We start from the raw sequence: 17,136 nt of genomic DNA, 5'->3' as shown, positions 1-17,136 counted from the left end.
AAAGCTAACTTTACATTAAAAATATAGCAAAAGGTTGAAAAAGTCAAGTTAACTTTACATTTAGTTATAAAATGGGTATTGCAATCTATAGTTCAATCCCATATTATAGACAATATATATCCATAATTAAAAAGCTTGATCTATTTTTTTATTTATTTTAATAATGGATATTAAAGGTCTTTAAATGTTTTATTTAATTCTATTATAGAAAGTGTGGGATTTCGATGAGTGATTTTTTTAATGCAGAAGTGTGGGAGCGCATGTGGAAGGAAGAGTCTGATGTGAAGCGTGCCAGAATGAAGAAGAATGGGATCGATTTTACCAGATCCTTTGACGCTAAGGCACAGACCTTTGACCAGCAATCGTTCAGTAAAGAAGGCAAAGAGCGATCCCGGCGAATTATGGGTTGGCTGGAGGGGCAGGGAGTAATGCTGGACAATGTCTCTGTACTCGATATTGGCGCAGCATCCGGAGTATTCTCGGTGCCGTTCGCAGAGCGAGGGGCCAAGATAACGGCGATAGAGACCTCGCCCCCGTTAATTGACTTGTTGAAGCAGAATACTTCAGATTTTGCCGAAGGACAGGTGCAAATTGTACCCTCCCCATTTGAAGAGATTGACGTCGCGGCGATGGGCTGGGACAAGTCCTTTGATCTGGTTTTTGTCTCGATGTGTCCAGTCATTCATGATTGGGAAAGTGTAGAGAAGTTGCTTCAGTGTGCCAGCAAGTTCTGTTATCTCAGTATGCCGGTCGTTCCTTCTGAGCATAACCTGGTCAAGGAAGTTTGGCCGCTGGTCACGGATCAGCCCTATCCATCGAAGCTTACCGAAATGGGTTATTTATTACATCTATTGTACCTTAAAGGGTATTCCTATGAATCGCTGGTGACGAGAGAAGGCAAGTCGAAGGAAGTCACCAACGAAGTGGCTATACAGGAAGTGATGACTTGGTTGGAACACCACCACCGCCTACCGATGGATGATCATAAACGTAAGATTGTCAGCGATTATTTAGCACAGGCCTATCCATCCGATCAGGTCGTCATCCGGGAGGAGGGGCGCTATGGGAAGGTACTGATTCGCCTAGAGGATCAGAGTATGTACACACTCCAATCTCCTCCCGCAGACTGAGGCAGGTTCCGTCTGCAGACAGTTTAACACCTCCGACTTCCTAAGTAAGATAAATGTAGGAATCTGGAAGCAGGCTACTTTAGTTTGCTTGGGAGAGGGAGGGATAAGGGCGATGGAGACAATTATTGAAGTCAGGGGCATCAGCAAGGCTTACGGGAAAAGGAATACGAAAGAAAAGGTACATGCGGTCCGCGACGTTTCTTTCGATGTTCATCGAGGTGAGGTGCTGGGCTTGCTGGGCCCCAATGGCGCAGGGAAGACCTCAACCATTAAAATGCTCTGCGGCTTGCTGCAGGCGGATAGTGGTTCCATCCATATTAATGGTCTGGATATGGGGAAGAAGAGACTTAAAGCGCTGGAGAATATCAGTGCCGTGCTAGAAGGAAATCGTAATCTGTATTGGAGGCTGACCGTGCGGGAGAACCTGGAGTATTTTGCTGGCAATCGAGGATACTCTCGCAAGCAAATCGCCAATCAGGCTGATAAATTGCTCCAGCAATTCAACCTGAAGGAGAAGGAGCATGAACTGGTTAGCGGTTTATCCCGGGGGATGCAACAGAAGCTGGCCATCGCCATTGCCTTACTGGCGAACACGGATGTTATTTTACTGGATGAGCCAACATTGGGCCTGGATGTCGAGGTAAGCTATGAATTGCGTAAAATCTTACGAACGATTGTGAGGGAAGAACAGCGTACCATTATTATTAGCTCCCATGACATGCCCGTTGTTCAGGAGCTTTGCGAGCGCGCCATTATCATCAACAAGGGTGAGGTTGTAGTAGACGACAGGGTGGATAACCTCATGAGACTGTTCGAGACAAGAGCCTATTCAATCAAGCTGGGTGGGCCACTCAGTGTGGGCCAGGAGAATAAGCTGCGGTTCCGGTTTCCAATGAGCACCTATACAGCCCATGCCCATGAGTCTGTTCTGGAGGTTAATCTGGAGCAAGGCCAGGAGATTTATGAACTGTTTGATTTGCTGAAAGAGGACGGAACCATGGTGGAGAGCATCGACCGTACGACCATTGACTTTGAACAGGTATTTATCCAGATCGTAAAAGGAGGTATGGCTCATGAGATGGCTCCATCTATTTAATGCCAACTTCCGCAAGGAATACATCGAAATGAAACGGTACCTACCGAATACACTTGCCTTGGTATGTACCTTCTATATTATTTTCCTGGCGGCCTTCTTTGGCATTATGTTCATCGGCGATCCGGCCAGCTTTGAAATGAATGTCCAGTATTCGATTGTCAGTGTCGTCTTCTGGAGCTTAACGATGATGACCATGAACTTTATTGGCTTTTCGGTCATCACCGAAGCCACGCGGGGTACCCTGGAGCAGATTTACATGTCACCTATGGGCGTATGGAAAATCATGCTCACTCGCATCATCAGCCAATTCGGCTTACAATCTGTCATCATGGTCCTCTTGCTCTATGGGGCGATGGTGACCTCTGGTCAGTGGCTAAGTCTTAACCCAATGACAACGATTCCTATCATTCTTGTTACGATGGTAAGCATGCTCGGAGTCAGCTTTATGATCGCAGGTCTGGCCATCATCGTGAAGCAAATCCAGGCTTTCCTGCAAATCTTCCAGTTCGTTTTGATGGCACTGGTGTTTGTCCCGCTGTCCGTCGCTCCATTTCTGGCCTTTGCTCCCTTCGTGAAGGGGGTTGATATGGTCAGAAACGTTATGCTCCAGGACCTGACACTGATGGAGTTACCTTTGTCCGATTATGGCGTGCTGTTAGTCAATTCCGTGGTGTATTTAACTCTGGGGCTCCTTGTGTTCCATTCGTGTGAGCGAGTAGCCATGAAGAAAGGCCTGCTGGGCCAATATTAACTCAAGCTCTACCTAGCGTACGGATAAAGGCATCTAAGTTACTTGTAAGCAGATCTGTATTTGACAGACTGCCCTTGGCGAGCACGCTTCTGATGTCCTCGGCAAACACAGCCAAGCTGTCTGCCCCGGCCTGGCCGAATCTATTATTACTCATGATGTCCTCAATAGATTGTTTATTTTGGGTGGTTGCTGCCTGCTGGGGCTGCACCCACTCTTTTTGCGTAGGTACCTTCTTCGCAAAGCCAAGCAAGATGCTGGCCCAGTCCTTGCCGCTGGTAATGGCTTCTTCTAGCTTAGCCAAAGTCTCTGGCTCGTATTTCTTCATCATATAGGTCAGATCCACGTAATCCTCAGGGGCTCCGACAGGTCGCGAGGGAAGAGCGGCAGCTTGGAATTTACCTGTCTCGGGATCTACAGTCCGAGCCTGGGAGAAGTCGGCAATTTGCTGGAGGGTGTTCATCAATTCTGTCGCATGGCTGCCTTCCATGTAATTGTTAGCGATATATTCCCCTTGTGCCAAGCCCAGCTCTAGTAGGGCTGCGTGATCCTCTCCACTAGGGGTGTCGGTGTTCAGATTAGAGGAGATAAGGCCATAAACGGCGTCTTTAACCTCATCAGGTTGATCCTGGAGAAGCCGGGATAACGATTCATGAATTTGTGCGTTGCCAAAATAGACAGGTGCGTGATGGGTAACATCGGAAGCAGCCAGCGTTCTGGCTGTGGTGCTAATCTCAATCGTGTCGGTATCATGGGACAAGCCAGAGATGGTACCTGACTGCAAGGCGGGCTGACCGCTCTGTTTTTTGCCGTGAGTGTACAGGTAGATATCCTGTGGGCTTGAGCTTTGAATTTTCATGATAAAAAGATCATCTCCCATTATTTATTAAATATATCCTCTTTTATCCACATTATCGGCATTTGTCTCCTTGTTTTTTACAGATAGACGAAAAGAAAACAACCATCAGTTCACATGAACTGATGGTTGCTTCTTTTGAAGGTGTTCTCTTAACCTCCGTATATACTGTACGCAAAGTGATAGACAACATCGGTAGTATACACATTTGAACGGCTGGTGACACCTGCTACCACACCGCAAAGATCGTAATAGTGCGTAAAGCTTATGGCACCAGGAATATACTCGCTAATACTTCCTGTGGAAGGCGGTAAGGACAATGTAACCGAGAACTGACCATTGCTATTAGTAATGGCTCGTGCACTCCGGTATCTGTTGTTGCTTGACTCAGACCAATAATCATTGACCCAAGTAACATCAACTTCGGTATTGGCCACGGCATAGTTGTCCGCGGTGGTAGCCACACCGGTTACAGTGAAGGTTCTGCCCGTAATGCGGTAATACTTGCCGTACATATAGCTAGGATAAGCGTTAGGTCCGCCATCTGAATTGTAGCCAGTGATCACGATTTTATCTGCCCGCAAGACAGGGCGCAGATTCAGAGAATAGTTGGCATCAGAGTAGGTGTTAGTCGTGTATACGCGCAAATAGTAAGTGCCGGTTCCAAGTGATACATTACCGTTCTGAGCAGGAACAAGTGCCATCCGGTTGCCACTTAAGGCACCATATAATTCGGCCTTGTAGCCGTAGCCAACGGAAGCCTGATCCAGACTGATATGCATGGCATCATAATTTCTGCTCTCAGGAACCGTAATGGCATACCAATCCTGATCAATCTCGGAATTGATAGAGCGGCTGGCCAGCGTAGAGCCTCCCAGGGCTACTGTGAACGGATAAGCATGCAGAGCATTCTCGTCCGTCTCGTAAGCATCATAGGTTGAGCTTGTGGAGACCGTCAGATAGAACGGCTCGTTGATGCTCGCTCCGACTGCACCGTGCACTTCAAGTAAATATGCCTTAGCATACGAAACGGCATTTCGCGTCCCGACATTCTCCGATAAAGTCTTATTGTTATTCAGATAAGTTCCGTAAATGGAGTAATCAATAGGGGTCGGGTTCAAATCCCCAGTGGACATATCGAATTCATAGAGGTACAGATCGTAGTCTAATTGGGCTGAGGCTGGGGCATCTAGTTGCGCTTGAAGAATGCTACCCGGGTCTACGTAAATAGGATATAGAAAAGAAGAATTGCCTGCTTGCTCAATATAGCCTGTGTATGTATAAGTCGATGCTGTCGCCGTCACGCTATTGAGTGCTTGCAGATCTGCTGTCAATCCTTCCTGCACGGTGGAAGCAATTCTGGCTGAATCGAGGTTCAGCGCGGCTTTTACCGGGTGAGACTTTAACTTGGCTGTGTCCAGATCAGATTCTGATCGGGTAAGCTCAGTGACGACCTCACTGTCCGGCAGTTGCAATGGCTCGGAGACGAGCGCTTCAGGAGCAATCCCTGACTGGGTTACGTCTGGCGCTGCCGACGCACCTAGAGTAAAGAAGAGGCTGAAGAATAAACTCATGACCATTACTACGGATAACGATTTTCTCATGTACGGAACACCTCTTTCACACAATATATTTTTACTTCTATTCTAGAATATACCAATTATAGGTTTTTGTTAAGATTACTTGTAACATTTTCTAGAATCATAGTATAGAAGGCGAAAGAGGCCCGAAAATAGCTGCCGCAGTCTATTTCTAGCTTTGTTCTACATAGCGAAATACCGCGCAATTCCCTTCGCGAGTAAGCTCAATAAATACCCCCGCTTCCGGATGATAAATCGTAGGGTAATGACCTGTTTCTCGCAATATTTCCTCCAGAGCTGAGGTAGAGAAGCGCCAGGCTTGCAGCGGAACGCCGTTGCCCCAGAGGAAAGCGCGGTCTCCCGAGATAGCCAACTCTGCCAAGGGATAGGGAAAAGGCGCCGGAGGATCGGTGAGTTTTGAGGCCAGCGCATAGGCTGGTACGGAGCGAATTGCCTGAGTCAATTGCCCCGTGCGGACATCGAAGACGGCAATGGCAGGTCGATCACCAATGTCTGCCCAATCTTCCTCATCCAGCAGATCGACATCAACTTGGCCCCAAACGGCGAGCCTGTTATGATTTAGCCACGCGATCGGAAGATCCCAATCTTCTGTCTGGAAGAAATAGCGGACCGAATCGCCATTCTCTGATTCCCAAGGGTTTGTCAGCCACTGCTGCAAGGAATAGGTTCGCACCAAGCCTTCCGGCGCCCATACCCAGCCTCCATCCGCCAGCCAAGCCCCATCGGGAGAAACCAACAGCTTGCCGTGAAAATAATTCAAGTCAGGAATGTCCTCTAGCTTCTGTGCTTCTCTGCCCTCTTGTGCTGCTTCAACGGGTCTGCTTGCTAAAGTCCGCCCCGTAGGAATCTCTGTCATGTCCAGACGATTCCAGGCTGTGCCATGGACGAGCAGCAGCTTGCCGTCACAGGGAGCAAAGGCGAGAGGAAACATACTCTTGTCCTCATGATAATGACCCCGATCCAATTGCAAAATTTCTGCAGAGGTGGAAAGGGAGTATACCCCGGCATAACGACCAAAGCGATTGGAGACAGCGGCACAGTCTCCTTTAGGACTCACGACTATCTGGATCGGCAGAGAAGGATCAAAATGAGGAATGTCCAAATCTAGCAAAACATGAACCTCGCCCGAGACAAGCTCCACGGTAAGCAGTTGGGCAAGATGATTGACGGCAAGTAGCTTGATAGACGAAGCAGATTCACTTAATTGCGTAGTATTACCAGCATGAGGGTTAGAAGAATGCTCTATTAGCGAATGAATCGCGGTGAGATGTCCCGCCTCAGGAGCAAGCGGCGGGAGAGTTAGTGGAAGTAGTGGCATTTGCAGGAACTCCTTTTGATAGGGATGGGTGTTCGTACTTTTCTCGGTATAGACTATTATACTTCCTGACCATCTGGCTGGAATAGCGTAATGGGATCCTATGTTGTGCCCAAGCTGCCGAGCGCGATAAAATAGTCTTAACAAATAAACGCTTCAAAGACGGAGGTTGTGCCGTGACGATCAAATGGATCGATTTATCCCAAAATGCGATTGACATCTACGAGCAGAAGCATATGAATGGGCATCTCGTGTCCGAGCATTACCACGGGGCGCACCAACTATTGTTTGTGCTGGAGGGCGAAGGAGCCATTCGGCTGGACGGGGAAGTACATAAGCTCACGGTTGATGATACGGTGCTGATTGTGCCGTATTCGGTCCATTCGGTCATGTCCGACTCCAGGCTAACTTTACTAGTATTGGCATTCGATGATAAGGTAATCGATGCTGATCTAAGAGAACAGTTGCTGCATGCTTATTTCCCGACCTCTTGTCTATTGAAGCCAGGTATGTTCGCCGCGAGCGAGTTACGTCAATGGCTGAGGAAAATGCTGTTTGAGCAATCCAGAGAGGGATCGCCCCTGGTTCGCATATCACTCAAGGTACAACTGTCTCAGTTGCTGCTCTTGCTGGTGGGTTCGGTTGACACGGAGGCCGCTGCTATAGGCTCCAGTTCTAACAGGCTGCGCGCGGAGAAGATTCGCAGCTATATTGATTCTAACTATTTTGATCCACTGACCGCGGGAGATATTGCCTCCAGGCTTGGCATCAGCACGCGATACGTCAATAATATTTTCAAAGAACGGTACGACATGACACCCATGCAATATCTAACCGAGGTACGGATTCGCGTGGCTCAGAAGCTACTGGAGGAGACGAATAAGGACATCATCTCCATCTGCTTCGAGGTGGGATACGACTCCGTATCGACGTTTTACCGATCCTTCAAAGCTGTGGCCAAGCTGTCCCCGAAGACGTACCGGGAACGGAATGCTCATCTTAATTAGGGGTTCAACTCTGTATGGCAGGGTCCGATTCTTTACTTGTTCTACACAATTCGACAAAGAAGTATTGACAAGATACAAAATGTGAGCTAGATTTGAATGGTATCGATACCAAATTGTAATGGGGAATAAGAGATGGCGAACGCAAATATTAGTGATGTTGCCGCATTGGCAAAGGTTTCCGTAACAACGGTTTCTAGAGTGCTTAATGAAAGCGCTTCAGTAAGTCCTAAGACAAGAGTTAAGGTCCAAGAGGCGATAGAAACTCTTAACTACAAACGTAGCGACTTGGCTAGAGGCTTGAGAATTAATGAAACGAAGACCATTGGAGTGATCGTATCCAATATTCTTAATCCATTCTTCACCCGTATGGTTAGAGGGATTGAAGATGTCTCGCAAAATTACAATTATAATATTGTTTTGTGTAATACCGATGAACAACCGGAGAAAGAAAGAAAATGTCTGGACATGCTATTGAGCAAAAATGTAGATGGACTAATTATCGCAGGTACAGGCGGAATGAATGACTATACGCGCCTGGAGAATGGCTTTCCAACGGTATTTGTTGACCGTAGACCGGATGACAAGTACAAGAATCGCTTCGACACCGTGTTGGTCGACAACATTAATGGCAGTGCTGAAGCAGTTGAACATCTGATTGACTCTGGTTACAAGAGAATTGGGGTCATTGCAGGCTCTAATGAATCGACGACCGGTTATGAACGTTTTCTGGGATATAAGAAAGCCCTTAAAAATAGAGGCATCCCGGAGGATGAAAGCTTGATCAAGTATGGCAACTTTCTTGGCAATATGGCTGCCCAGCTTACCAAAGAATTGCTGGAGGCGAATTGTGACTCTATCTTTGTAACCAACAACATGATTATGCTGGGTGTTCTTGAGGCCGTGAACAAGTTAGGCATGAAAATTCCGAATGATGTAGGCTTGGTTGTCTTCGATGATGTGGAGTGGATGCAATATATTCAGCCGAGCTTCACCGCTGTGGCTCAACCTACCTATCAGATTGGCTTGACCGCCATGACCGTACTTATGGATCGGATTTTGAACAAAAATGAAGAAGCACCCAAGGAAATTGTACTCCCAGTAAGCTTAATTCAAAGAGAATCGTCCAGAAAACAGAATCATAGCATTGTTTAATACAATGCACTTTTTTTGTATATCAATGAAACCGCTGTCATTTTTAAACAATAAAATGGTATCGATTTCATTTATATAAATACATCAAAAGGGAGAGTTCAAAATGCAGAAAAAAAGGTTCATGTCGCTTGTAGCTGTCGTCATTATCGCACTGGTTACTGTCAGTTTATCCGCCTGTGGCAACAAAGCATCTAATCCAAACAGCAACGAGGCGGGCGGGTCGGATTCGCCCAAGCAAATTGTCATTGGTGTATCGCTCATGACACTCAATAGCCCCTATTTTGAAGCGATGAAGCGTGGTTTGGAAGAACAAGCGGCAGCCCAAAATGTCAAGCTTCTCGTTACCGATGCACAGCTTAAAGTAGCCGATCAGGTCTCCACCGTCGAGAACCTCATCGCTCAGAAGGTTGACGTTATTTTGCTCAATGCGGTTGACTCCGCGGCAGTTGCACCGGCAGTAGAAGCGGCCAACAATGCGAATATCCCGATTATCGCACTGGATGTAGCTCCCTCCTCGGGTGAAATTGTGTCGCTGGTCGCCTCAAATAACAAGACGGCGGGTGCCACGGCAGGAACTTATGTCGCTGGAAGACTGGGTGGCAAAGGTAAAGTGGCGATCCTTGGCGGACCTCCAATCAGTTCGTTCACAGACCGGATTGCCGGATTTAAAGAAGAGCTGGCCAAGCACCCCGACATTGAAATCGTCCGCGAGAAAAATGTGGTTGAGAACAGTACCGATAAGTTCATGGAGGCAGCGGACAATATGCTCACATCTGTTCCGGATCTCGATGCCATATTTGCGGTCAATGATTTTGGCGCTATTGCCGTCGACAGTATCTTAGCTTCCTCCAAGAAGGAGTTCAAAGTGTTCTCCATTGGTGTGGATGGCATGCCTGATGCTGTCAAAGCGATTATGGAAGGTGAGGTCGTTGGAGGTTCAGTAGCCCAGCAGCCTGCTGAAATGGGCAAAATTGGTATCGATACCGCACTTGATTATTTGAACGGCGAAACTCCGCCATCCGTCATTGATGTTCCTGTTAAGCTGCTGACCAAGGAGAACGCGCAATTCTTTGCATGGTAATGATTGCTTTGCAGGTTATGCGGCTGTCTAGGCTGCCGCATAACTTATTCCCGAGATGAACTGAGGTGACCAAGGTGAAAGGCCATATGCTCAAAATGACGGGCGTAACCAAAAAATTCCCTGGAGTAACGGCATTGTCAAACGTCAATTTTCAACTAGGCAAAGGGGAAGTTCACGCTCTGGTAGGGGCCAACGGTGCTGGCAAATCGACCTTGATTAAAGTGCTGGCGGGAGCCCATCGCCCCGAAGAAGGCACCATTGAATTAAACGGAGAACAGGTGCGGTTCGAGAGTCCATCGGATGCCAAAAAAAGAGGGATCGGTGTAATCTATCAAGAGTTCACCCTGCTTCCGGAGCTGGATGTTGCCAAAAATATCTTTTACGCATCGGAACCTACTTATGGAGCTGGCTTATTCGTAAATTGGAAAAAGGTTTACGAGGATGCCAGGAAGCTGATAGATAAATTCGGTCTGAATCTGGATGTGACCGCCAAGGTATCTTCGCTGAGTACGGCTGCACAACAAATGGTAGAAATCGCTAAGGCCCTGTCTCTGAATGCCGAGGTGTTGGTCATGGATGAGCCAACCGCAACCCTGACCGTCCACGAGGTGGAGAGGTTGTTTGAAATTATCAAGGATCTGAAATCCAGAGGCGTATCCATCATTTATATTTCTCACAGACTGGAAGAAATTTTAGAAATCTGTGACAAGCTGACCGTATTGCGAAGCGGTACCATGGTGGGCGGCATGGATATTAAGGATGCCACGAAGGACAATATCATCAGCATGATGATTGGCAACGCGATGCAGAAGCCGGAAAAGCCCGGCTATTATGTGCAAGACGAAACGGCGCTTGAAATTAAAGGACTAAGCAATGAGAACGTCAAGGATATCCATCTGAATGTTCGAAAAGGCGAGGTCATAGGATTAGCCGGATTAGTAGGAGCCGGTAGAACCGAACTTGTACGCGCTTTATTTGGAGCAGATCCGATTCGAGAAGGCCAAATTATTATCAATGGCAAGTCCGTAACTATATCGAGCCCGCGGCAAGCCATACAACACAGAATCGGATTGCTACCGGAAAGTAGGAAAGAGCAAGGCTTGCTGATGAATTTGAATGTCCGCAGGAACACCACGTTCGCCACACTCAAGAAGTTTTCGCGGGGGCCGTTTATCTCGAAGCAACAGGAGAAGGAGCGAGTCAGGGACTATATCTCCAGGCTGAAGATTAAAACCCCGGATACGGAGTTCATGGTGGTCAATTTGAGTGGTGGGAATCAACAGAAAATAGTTCTGGCCAAATGGCTTTGTAATGAATGCAACATTCTGATTCTGGACGAGCCAACTCGTGGGGTCGATGTGCCAGCCAAAGAGGAAATATTCCAGGAAATCAATAATCTCGTGAAAAGTGGCAAGTCAATCATATTCATTTCCTCTGAGCTGGACGAAATCCTGCGAGTCAGCGACCGAATTTATACAATGTATAAAGGTCGAATCACGGGTGAGCTTGACCGCGAGAACGTGACGATGAACACAATGATGCATTTGATAACGGGAGGAGATCAACATTAAACGCGATGGCAAAGAAGAGCGGAAGCTGGAGCCTGGCAGCAAGTCAGCTTGGCTTCAACTGACCAAACAACGTGAATTTGCTGCTTTTGTCGGCTTGCTTGTATTAATTGTTGGATTTAGCGTGGCGAGTCCAGACTTCTTTACGACATACAATTTGATGAACATCATGAGACAGGCCTCGATTATTGCGCTCTTGGCTATTGGGATGACCTTCGTCATCATTGCGGGCGGGATTGACTTATCCGTTGGTGCAATCGCTTCCATATCGGGAACCTTGGCCGCCCAGGTTATGATATCCTCCGGCGGTGGAGTGTTCATTGGGGTGTTAACCGGATTAGGCGTAGGGATAGCCGTGGGTTTCGTCAATGGATTGATTATCTCGAAATTTAAAGTCCCTCCGATTATTGCCACGTTGGCATTAATGAGCGTATCTCAAGGTTTGGCGCTCGCTGTCACCGGTGGATATCCCGTTTCGGGCTTGCCCGCCTCCTTTGCCTGGTTAGGGAGAGGGTTTGTCGGCGTGGTACCGATTCCAGTCATCATATTGCTGCTCATGTATATTGCTGCCCATATCATTCTTAATCACACAAAGTTTGGCGCTTATGTCTTTGGACTGGGTGGCAATGAGGAAGCAACAAGACTTGCCGGGTTGAACGTCAACAAGATCAAGATTTGGGTGTATGTTGTCAGCGGGATTACGGCTGCAGTCAGCGGTCTGATTCTGGCCTCAAGACTAGGCTCGGGACAACCCCTTGCCGGACAAGGTATGGAGCTTAACGCCATCGCTGCTGTTGTCATCGGCGGAGCCAGTGTAGCTGGGGGCGTAGGCGGAGTGATCGGAAGTCTGATCGGTGCGCTGATTATGAGTGTATTGAACAACGGATTGGATCTCATGAATATCAACTCTTATTATCAAATGATCTTCACGGGGATCATCTTGGCTCTTGCCGTAGCCTCACAAAGCAAGAAGCAGAAAAGAGGAAGATAAGATGGGTGTAAGTGTCAGACAACAAATAAACCAATACCTAGCGGACAACAAAGAGGAGCATGTCGCTTTTTTAAAGCAATTAGTCAGCTTTGACAGTCGTATCGTGAATGATGGCCTGACAGGCAAGGAAGGGGAGATTCAAAAGTTTATTGCCAATAAGCTATCCGAAATAGGTGCGGATGAGCTCGATATATTTGAACCGGAAAATGAACGAATCAAGGACCTGCCGGGGTTCAACCCGAACCATGATTACACGGACAGACCCAATGTTGTCGCTACTTTCAAAGGAAGTGGAGGCGGGAGATCTCTCCTCATTAACGGCCATTGCGACGTAGTCGATACGGGCAATGAGAGTCTTTGGACTAGCGAGCCATTCTCCTGCGAGGAGAGAGACGGATATTTGTTCGGAAGAGGCACAGCCGATATGAAGGGCGGCCTGGGAGCAGCCATCCTGGCACTTGAAGCGATTCATAAGCTGGGCATCAAGCTTGCGGGAGATGTTATCTTCACCTCCGTCGTTGACGAAGAGGCAGGGGGAAATGGCACATTGGCCTGTGTGGAGAAGGGCTATCGCGCTGACGGGGCGATTATTATGGAGCCGACCGGCCTGGAGGTTCATGCCGCGAATCGTGGCGCCTTCCTCGCGGAATTCAAGGTAGTCGGAAGACCAGTTCACGCCAGTCTGAAGGGGTTCGGGGTTAATGCCATCGACAAGGCGTACAAGCTGATTAATGCGTTGTATGAGCTGGAGAAATCCTGGCTACTGACCAAGAAACATCCGTTATTATCAAATCCCACGATTAATGTGGGCCAGATTATTGGCGGAGATGGCGCGTCAATTGTAGCAGGCGAGTGTACCGTACGGTTCGATGTGGAGTTCTTCCCGCGTGAGTATGATGTTGAGGGCCAAGAATCAGTGGTTGATAAGAACCAGGTAAAGCAAGAGGTACAGGACTGGTTGACAAGAGCATGCGAGGGTGACGAATGGCTGCGTGAGCATCCCGTCCACATCCACTGGTATCAGGATACTTCGGCATTCCAGACGGATTTGGATCACCCCTTGGTGACCACCGCAATGGATTCTATCAAGCGTTCACTCGGCCAAGTAACCTTATCGGGATTTCCAGCAGGCTGTGACGGTGTTTATCTGGCCAATATCGGCCACATGCCCGTTATTATTTTCGGCCCAGGCCGCATTCATCAAGCCCATACCATCAACGAATATCTCGAAATCAAGCAGTATATTGACCATATCAAAGCGACAGCCAACTTTATTATCGATTGGGTAGGAATTGCAGGAGGCGTTGAAATTGATCAGTAAACAGCAGTATGAAGAAATCAAAGAACAAGTGCTGGGATACTTAGCCCAGGCGAATATCGCCGTGACCAAGGAAGAAATGGATCGGATCGAAGTGGCCGATTTCGGACTTAACGATATTTATAACAACGGTTTGCAGCTCTTGGAGTACGTCAACACCAGCCGAGTATGCGCGAAGGAACTCGTGATGCTGCCCGGTCAAGCTTGTCCGGAGCATCGTCATCCCCCTTTTGGGAATTACATGGGCAAAGAGGAAACGTTCAGATGCAGATTCGGTCGAGTTCATCTGTTTGTAGAGGGCGCGGCCACCATTCGTCCGCAGGCACAACCACCCGAGAATGGCAAAAAATATTTCACGGTCCAACATGAAATTATTTTGCACCCGGGAGATCAATTCACCATCCCTGTTGACACGCTTCATTGGTTTAAGGCTGGAGAAGAGGGCGCGGTCATTACAGAGTTCAGTACAACGAGTTACGATGATTATGATATTTTTACGAACCCTGAAATCAAGAGAATTCCTGTGGTGGAGTAACATTCACTCTTTAAAAATACAGTACGACTTATAGGAGGATTTATCTATGTTTAGTAGTGCGTTGTGGAAGAAGCAGGCGGATATTGTTGCTCAGGTACTTGAGAAAGCTCCAAAATTTGATAAGGAATACCGGCTGCCCTTGGAAGAATTTGCGGATCGGCAACAAAAAGTATGGGAAGCTGTGAAGGCGGCTGGTTTTGACTGCGGTATCGTATACTCGGACGAGCATTATTGTGGAGATGTCCCTTACCTTGGGGGGAATAACAATATTATTGTGGAGCCGATTGCAGGCGTGATTACGGAGAGCGGATTCCATTTTATCGCTGGTCTGGAGAGTGGAACGGTAGCGGAGCAGTTGTATCGCCGTTCAGGGGCCAAGATGAATCGAGTGGATATCCTAAAGATCGACGATCCTCAATATCCTGAGGGCTTGATCCGGCCTGAGCAGATCATTGAAGCGGCCTGTGGCAGGAAGCCAAAGAAAATCGGGCTGCTTACCACTCGGTACGTCTTCCCCGTCAGCCTGTATAACGTGTTACGTAACTATGTGGGTGAAGAGAATATTGAAGATATCTCGGAGAAATATTACGAAATCAAATATGAAAAGTCAGAGCGGGAGATGCGTCTGATTGAAGAAGGCAGTAGAATTTGTGACGTGATGATGGAGGGCATGCTTAGAGTCCTGCGCCCGGGGATGTATGAGACCCAGGTAGCCCAGTGGGGATACGCTATTGCTTATGAGCTTGGTGCCGAAGAGATGGGGTTCAAGGTGATGGTCACCGCGGGAGACTCCAACAAAACGATGGTAGGTCGGGCATCGAACAATATCATTAAGGAAGGAGATATCGTTCATATCGGCGTGTCTCCGAAGCGGGATGGTCTGTGTGCGGCGGAGCGAGCATCGGTCGTCTGTGTGAAGGACCCATCGCTGGTTCCTGCTGAACAGAAGGTATGGTTTGATTTTCTGGAGGGGGCGTTCCACGCAGGAGTTGCGCAGTTCCGCAAGATTGCTGAACAGGACCTGCTCGGCAATACTCATGAACAGGCCATGATTGACTATTATAACAGCAAGGCCGAGGAAATGAGCCAGAAGACAGGCATTGTCTTCAAGGATTTTGCTGAGCTTAAGGGCTATGTCACCACCCATAACTCCGGATACACGGAATGTCAGGAATTCTATGGTGCCCTCTCACTTGACTTCAACAAGCCGCTGGCTAATCGAATGGTCATGATGATGGATACAGGCATCAAAGGCTATAGAAGCAACTGGAATGATACGGTAATCAAAGATATTGACTATCTTGTCATTGAGAAAACATTAGGTAAATACGGTAAAGAGGTTCGCATTCTAAACGATCTACCGGTCAATTTGCAACATCTGGTTGGCGAGGCGTTCTAATTCGTCTTATATTTATTCCCTTCATCCCCTATCGGCTCATTGCTGGTGGGGGATTTTTCTTGTCTCCATGAAATCAATGAAATCGCTTCCGAAATTGAGAATGCTGTTCCCGGAGTTGTAAGAAAAAGCATATATGACTCAGCTACAATACGAAGTATACGAAGCGAAGGGGGCAATTCACAATGGCAGTTCGCAATATAGGAATTATTATGAACGGCGTGACCGGACGAATGGGAACCAATCAGCATTTGATTCGTTCCATTCTGGCCATTCGAGAGCAGGGGGGCGTTACGCTTCCAGGGGGTGACGTCGTCATGCCCGACCCTATTCTGGTCGGTCGGCAAGAGAATAAGCTGCAAGCACTGGCAGATGCTCATGGCATCCAGCGTTGGGGCACGAATCTGGACGCCTGCCTTGCCGATCCATACTATGAGATCTATTTCGATAGCCAGACGACGGTACGCCGTGCAGAGAGCATTAAGCAGGCCATCGCCGCGGGCAAGCATATTTATTGCGAGAAGCCGACAGCCGTGGATTTGGATGGGGCGCTTGAACTGGCGAGCATCGCCACCAAGGCGGGCGTGAAGAACGGGGTTGTGCAGGATAAGCTATTTCTTCCCGGCTTGCTCAAGCTGAAGCGTCTGATCGATTCCGGCTTCTTCGGACGTATCCTGTCCGTGCGAATGGAGTTCGGCTATTGGGTGTTTGAAGGGGATTGGCAAGCAGGTCAACGTCCTTCGTGGAACTACCGTAAGGAAGATGGCGGCGGAATTATCGTAGATATGTTTGCCCATTGGCGGTATGTGTTGGAGAACTTGTTCGGGGAAGTGGAGGCTGTGTCTTGCCTTGCCGCTACGCACATTCCGAAGCGGCTGGATGAACAAGGTACCCCGTATGATTGTACGGCAGACGACGCTGCCTACGCCATGTTTGAGATCAAAGGCGGGATTATCGTGCAGGCCAACTCCTCCTGGGCGGTGCGCGTCGACCGGGACGACTTGCTTACGGTGACCGTTGACGGCACTGAAGGTAGTGCGGTGGCTGGCTTGCGGGACTGCAAGACGCAGCATCGGGTCAATACGCCGAAGCCGGTATGGAATCCGGATATCCCTAATCCGTTCCAGTTCCGCGACCAATGGGTTGAGGTGCCTGACAATGCAACGTTCGATAATGCCTTCAAAGTGCAATGGGAGATGTTCCTGAAGCATGTTGTCATCGATACGCCGTTCCCCTGGGATTTGCTTGAAGGGGCGAAGGGCACCCAGCTTGCCGATCTTAGCTTGCAGTCGTGGCAGGAGCGTCGCTGGGTTGACGTGCCGAAGCTGAGCTTGTAGAGGAG

The 17,136-nt window shown here is 48.3% G+C and carries 15 protein-coding genes; 12 read left to right on the top strand and 3 right to left on the bottom strand.

Annotated features, from left to right (window positions below; genetic code table 11):
- Window positions 1-224: 224 nt before the first annotated feature.
- The 3 genes from AC1VOR_RS19120 (at window position 225) to AC1VOR_RS19110 (ending at window position 2,977) form a co-directional block, all read left to right on the top strand.
- Entirely contained in the window at window positions 225-1,130 is a 906-nt protein-coding gene (locus AC1VOR_RS19120) for a class I SAM-dependent methyltransferase (protein ID WP_482620186.1), read from the top strand.
- A 112-nt stretch (window positions 1,131-1,242) separates the two neighbouring features.
- Window positions 1,243-2,226 carry an ABC transporter ATP-binding protein gene (locus AC1VOR_RS19115; protein WP_482620184.1) on the top strand — a complete coding sequence of 328 codons (984 nt, stop codon included), beginning with the start codon at window positions 1,243-1,245 and terminating at the stop codon, window positions 2,224-2,226.
- Window positions 2,204-2,977, top strand: coding sequence for an ABC transporter permease (locus tag AC1VOR_RS19110; RefSeq protein WP_482620182.1), 774 nt, complete (start codon window positions 2,204-2,206; stop codon window positions 2,975-2,977). The genes AC1VOR_RS19115 and AC1VOR_RS19110 overlap by 23 nt, the downstream gene beginning before the upstream one ends.
- Window position 2,978: 1 nt before the next feature.
- Here AC1VOR_RS19110 and AC1VOR_RS19105 read toward each other — a convergent pair whose 3' ends face one another.
- The 3 genes from AC1VOR_RS19105 to AC1VOR_RS19095 all read right to left on the bottom strand — a co-directional run bounded on the left by AC1VOR_RS19105 (window position 2,979) and on the right by AC1VOR_RS19095 (window position 6,749).
- The gene (locus AC1VOR_RS19105; RefSeq protein WP_482620180.1) at window positions 2,979-3,833 is read right to left on the bottom strand and encodes a hypothetical protein; all 855 of its coding nucleotides are present in this window, start codon (window positions 3,831-3,833) and stop codon (window positions 2,979-2,981) included.
- Window positions 3,834-3,982: 149 nt separating this feature from the next.
- Window positions 3,983-5,434 carry a hypothetical protein gene (locus AC1VOR_RS19100; RefSeq protein ID WP_482620178.1) on the bottom strand — a complete coding sequence of 484 codons (1,452 nt, stop codon included), beginning with the start codon at window positions 5,432-5,434 and terminating at the stop codon, window positions 3,983-3,985.
- Window positions 5,435-5,582: 148 nt separating this feature from the next.
- Complete coding sequence (locus AC1VOR_RS19095) at window positions 5,583-6,749, bottom strand: hypothetical protein (RefSeq protein WP_482620176.1); 1,167 nt, start codon at window positions 6,747-6,749, stop codon at window positions 5,583-5,585.
- 173 nt (window positions 6,750-6,922) lie between these two features.
- Here AC1VOR_RS19095 and AC1VOR_RS19090 point away from each other — a divergent pair, with 173 nt between their 5' ends.
- From AC1VOR_RS19090 to AC1VOR_RS19050, 9 genes are all read left to right on the top strand, one after another.
- Window positions 6,923-7,753, top strand: coding sequence for a cupin domain-containing protein (locus AC1VOR_RS19090; protein ID WP_482620174.1), 831 nt, complete (start codon window positions 6,923-6,925; stop codon window positions 7,751-7,753).
- A 132-nt stretch (window positions 7,754-7,885) separates the two neighbouring features.
- Window positions 7,886-8,905: a LacI family DNA-binding transcriptional regulator gene (locus tag AC1VOR_RS19085; protein ID WP_482620172.1), complete on the top strand. Its 1,020-nt coding sequence runs from the start codon at window positions 7,886-7,888 to the stop codon at window positions 8,903-8,905.
- Window positions 8,906-9,008: 103 nt separating this feature from the next.
- A complete protein-coding gene (locus AC1VOR_RS19080) occupies window positions 9,009-9,986 on the top strand; it encodes a sugar ABC transporter substrate-binding protein (protein ID WP_482620171.1) in 978 nt (325 codons plus the stop codon).
- A gap of 86 nt (window positions 9,987-10,072) precedes the next feature.
- The gene (locus tag AC1VOR_RS19075) at window positions 10,073-11,557 is read left to right on the top strand and encodes a sugar ABC transporter ATP-binding protein (protein ID WP_482620169.1); all 1,485 of its coding nucleotides are present in this window, start codon (window positions 10,073-10,075) and stop codon (window positions 11,555-11,557) included.
- A 157-nt stretch (window positions 11,558-11,714) separates the two neighbouring features.
- Window positions 11,715-12,545: an ABC transporter permease gene (locus tag AC1VOR_RS19070; RefSeq protein ID WP_482620167.1), complete on the top strand. Its 831-nt coding sequence runs from the start codon at window positions 11,715-11,717 to the stop codon at window positions 12,543-12,545.
- A gap of 1 nt (window position 12,546) precedes the next feature.
- Window positions 12,547-13,866: an ArgE/DapE family deacylase gene (locus tag AC1VOR_RS19065; protein WP_482620165.1), complete on the top strand. Its 1,320-nt coding sequence runs from the start codon at window positions 12,547-12,549 to the stop codon at window positions 13,864-13,866.
- 76 nt (window positions 13,867-13,942) lie between these two features.
- Window positions 13,943-14,398, top strand: a complete 456-nt coding sequence (locus tag AC1VOR_RS19060) for a D-lyxose/D-mannose family sugar isomerase (RefSeq protein WP_482620340.1) — start codon at window positions 13,943-13,945, stop codon at window positions 14,396-14,398.
- 46 nt (window positions 14,399-14,444) lie between these two features.
- The gene (locus AC1VOR_RS19055; RefSeq protein ID WP_482620163.1) at window positions 14,445-15,797 is read left to right on the top strand and encodes a M24 family metallopeptidase; all 1,353 of its coding nucleotides are present in this window, start codon (window positions 14,445-14,447) and stop codon (window positions 15,795-15,797) included.
- Window positions 15,798-15,979: 182 nt separating this feature from the next.
- Complete coding sequence (locus AC1VOR_RS19050) at window positions 15,980-17,131, top strand: Gfo/Idh/MocA family protein (protein ID WP_482620161.1); 1,152 nt, start codon at window positions 15,980-15,982, stop codon at window positions 17,129-17,131.
- Window positions 17,132-17,136: the final 5 nt, after the last annotated feature.

Source organism: Paenibacillus sp. 1SOY10, assembly GCF_056836745.1.
Note: the sequence above shows the minus strand (reverse complement) of the source record. Positions and strands in the feature narration are given on the sequence as shown.

Excerpts from the sequence above, each read along its gene's own strand:
- AC1VOR_RS19120 (WP_482620186.1), top strand. The coding sequence starts at position 225 with ATGAGTGATTTTTTTAATGCAGAAGTGTGGGAGCGCATGTGGAAGGAA.
- AC1VOR_RS19115 (WP_482620184.1), top strand. The coding sequence starts at position 1,243 with ATGGAGACAATTATTGAAGTCAGGGGCATCAGCAAGGCTTACGGGAAA.
- AC1VOR_RS19110 (WP_482620182.1), top strand. The coding sequence starts at position 2,204 with ATGAGATGGCTCCATCTATTTAATGCCAACTTCCGCAAGGAATACATC.
- AC1VOR_RS19105 (WP_482620180.1), bottom strand. The coding sequence starts at position 3,833 with ATGAAAATTCAAAGCTCAAGCCCACAGGATATCTACCTGTACACTCAC.
- AC1VOR_RS19100 (WP_482620178.1), bottom strand. The coding sequence starts at position 5,434 with ATGAGAAAATCGTTATCCGTAGTAATGGTCATGAGTTTATTCTTCAGC.
- AC1VOR_RS19095 (WP_482620176.1), bottom strand. The coding sequence starts at position 6,749 with ATGCCACTACTTCCACTAACTCTCCCGCCGCTTGCTCCTGAGGCGGGA.
- AC1VOR_RS19085 (WP_482620172.1), top strand. The coding sequence starts at position 7,886 with ATGGCGAACGCAAATATTAGTGATGTTGCCGCATTGGCAAAGGTTTCC.
- AC1VOR_RS19080 (WP_482620171.1), top strand. The coding sequence starts at position 9,009 with ATGCAGAAAAAAAGGTTCATGTCGCTTGTAGCTGTCGTCATTATCGCA.
- AC1VOR_RS19075 (WP_482620169.1), top strand. The coding sequence starts at position 10,073 with ATGCTCAAAATGACGGGCGTAACCAAAAAATTCCCTGGAGTAACGGCA.
- AC1VOR_RS19070 (WP_482620167.1), top strand. The coding sequence starts at position 11,715 with ATGAACATCATGAGACAGGCCTCGATTATTGCGCTCTTGGCTATTGGG.
- AC1VOR_RS19065 (WP_482620165.1), top strand. The coding sequence starts at position 12,547 with ATGGGTGTAAGTGTCAGACAACAAATAAACCAATACCTAGCGGACAAC.
- AC1VOR_RS19060 (WP_482620340.1), top strand. The coding sequence starts at position 13,943 with ATGGATCGGATCGAAGTGGCCGATTTCGGACTTAACGATATTTATAAC.
- AC1VOR_RS19055 (WP_482620163.1), top strand. The coding sequence starts at position 14,445 with ATGTTTAGTAGTGCGTTGTGGAAGAAGCAGGCGGATATTGTTGCTCAG.
- AC1VOR_RS19050 (WP_482620161.1), top strand. The coding sequence starts at position 15,980 with ATGGCAGTTCGCAATATAGGAATTATTATGAACGGCGTGACCGGACGA.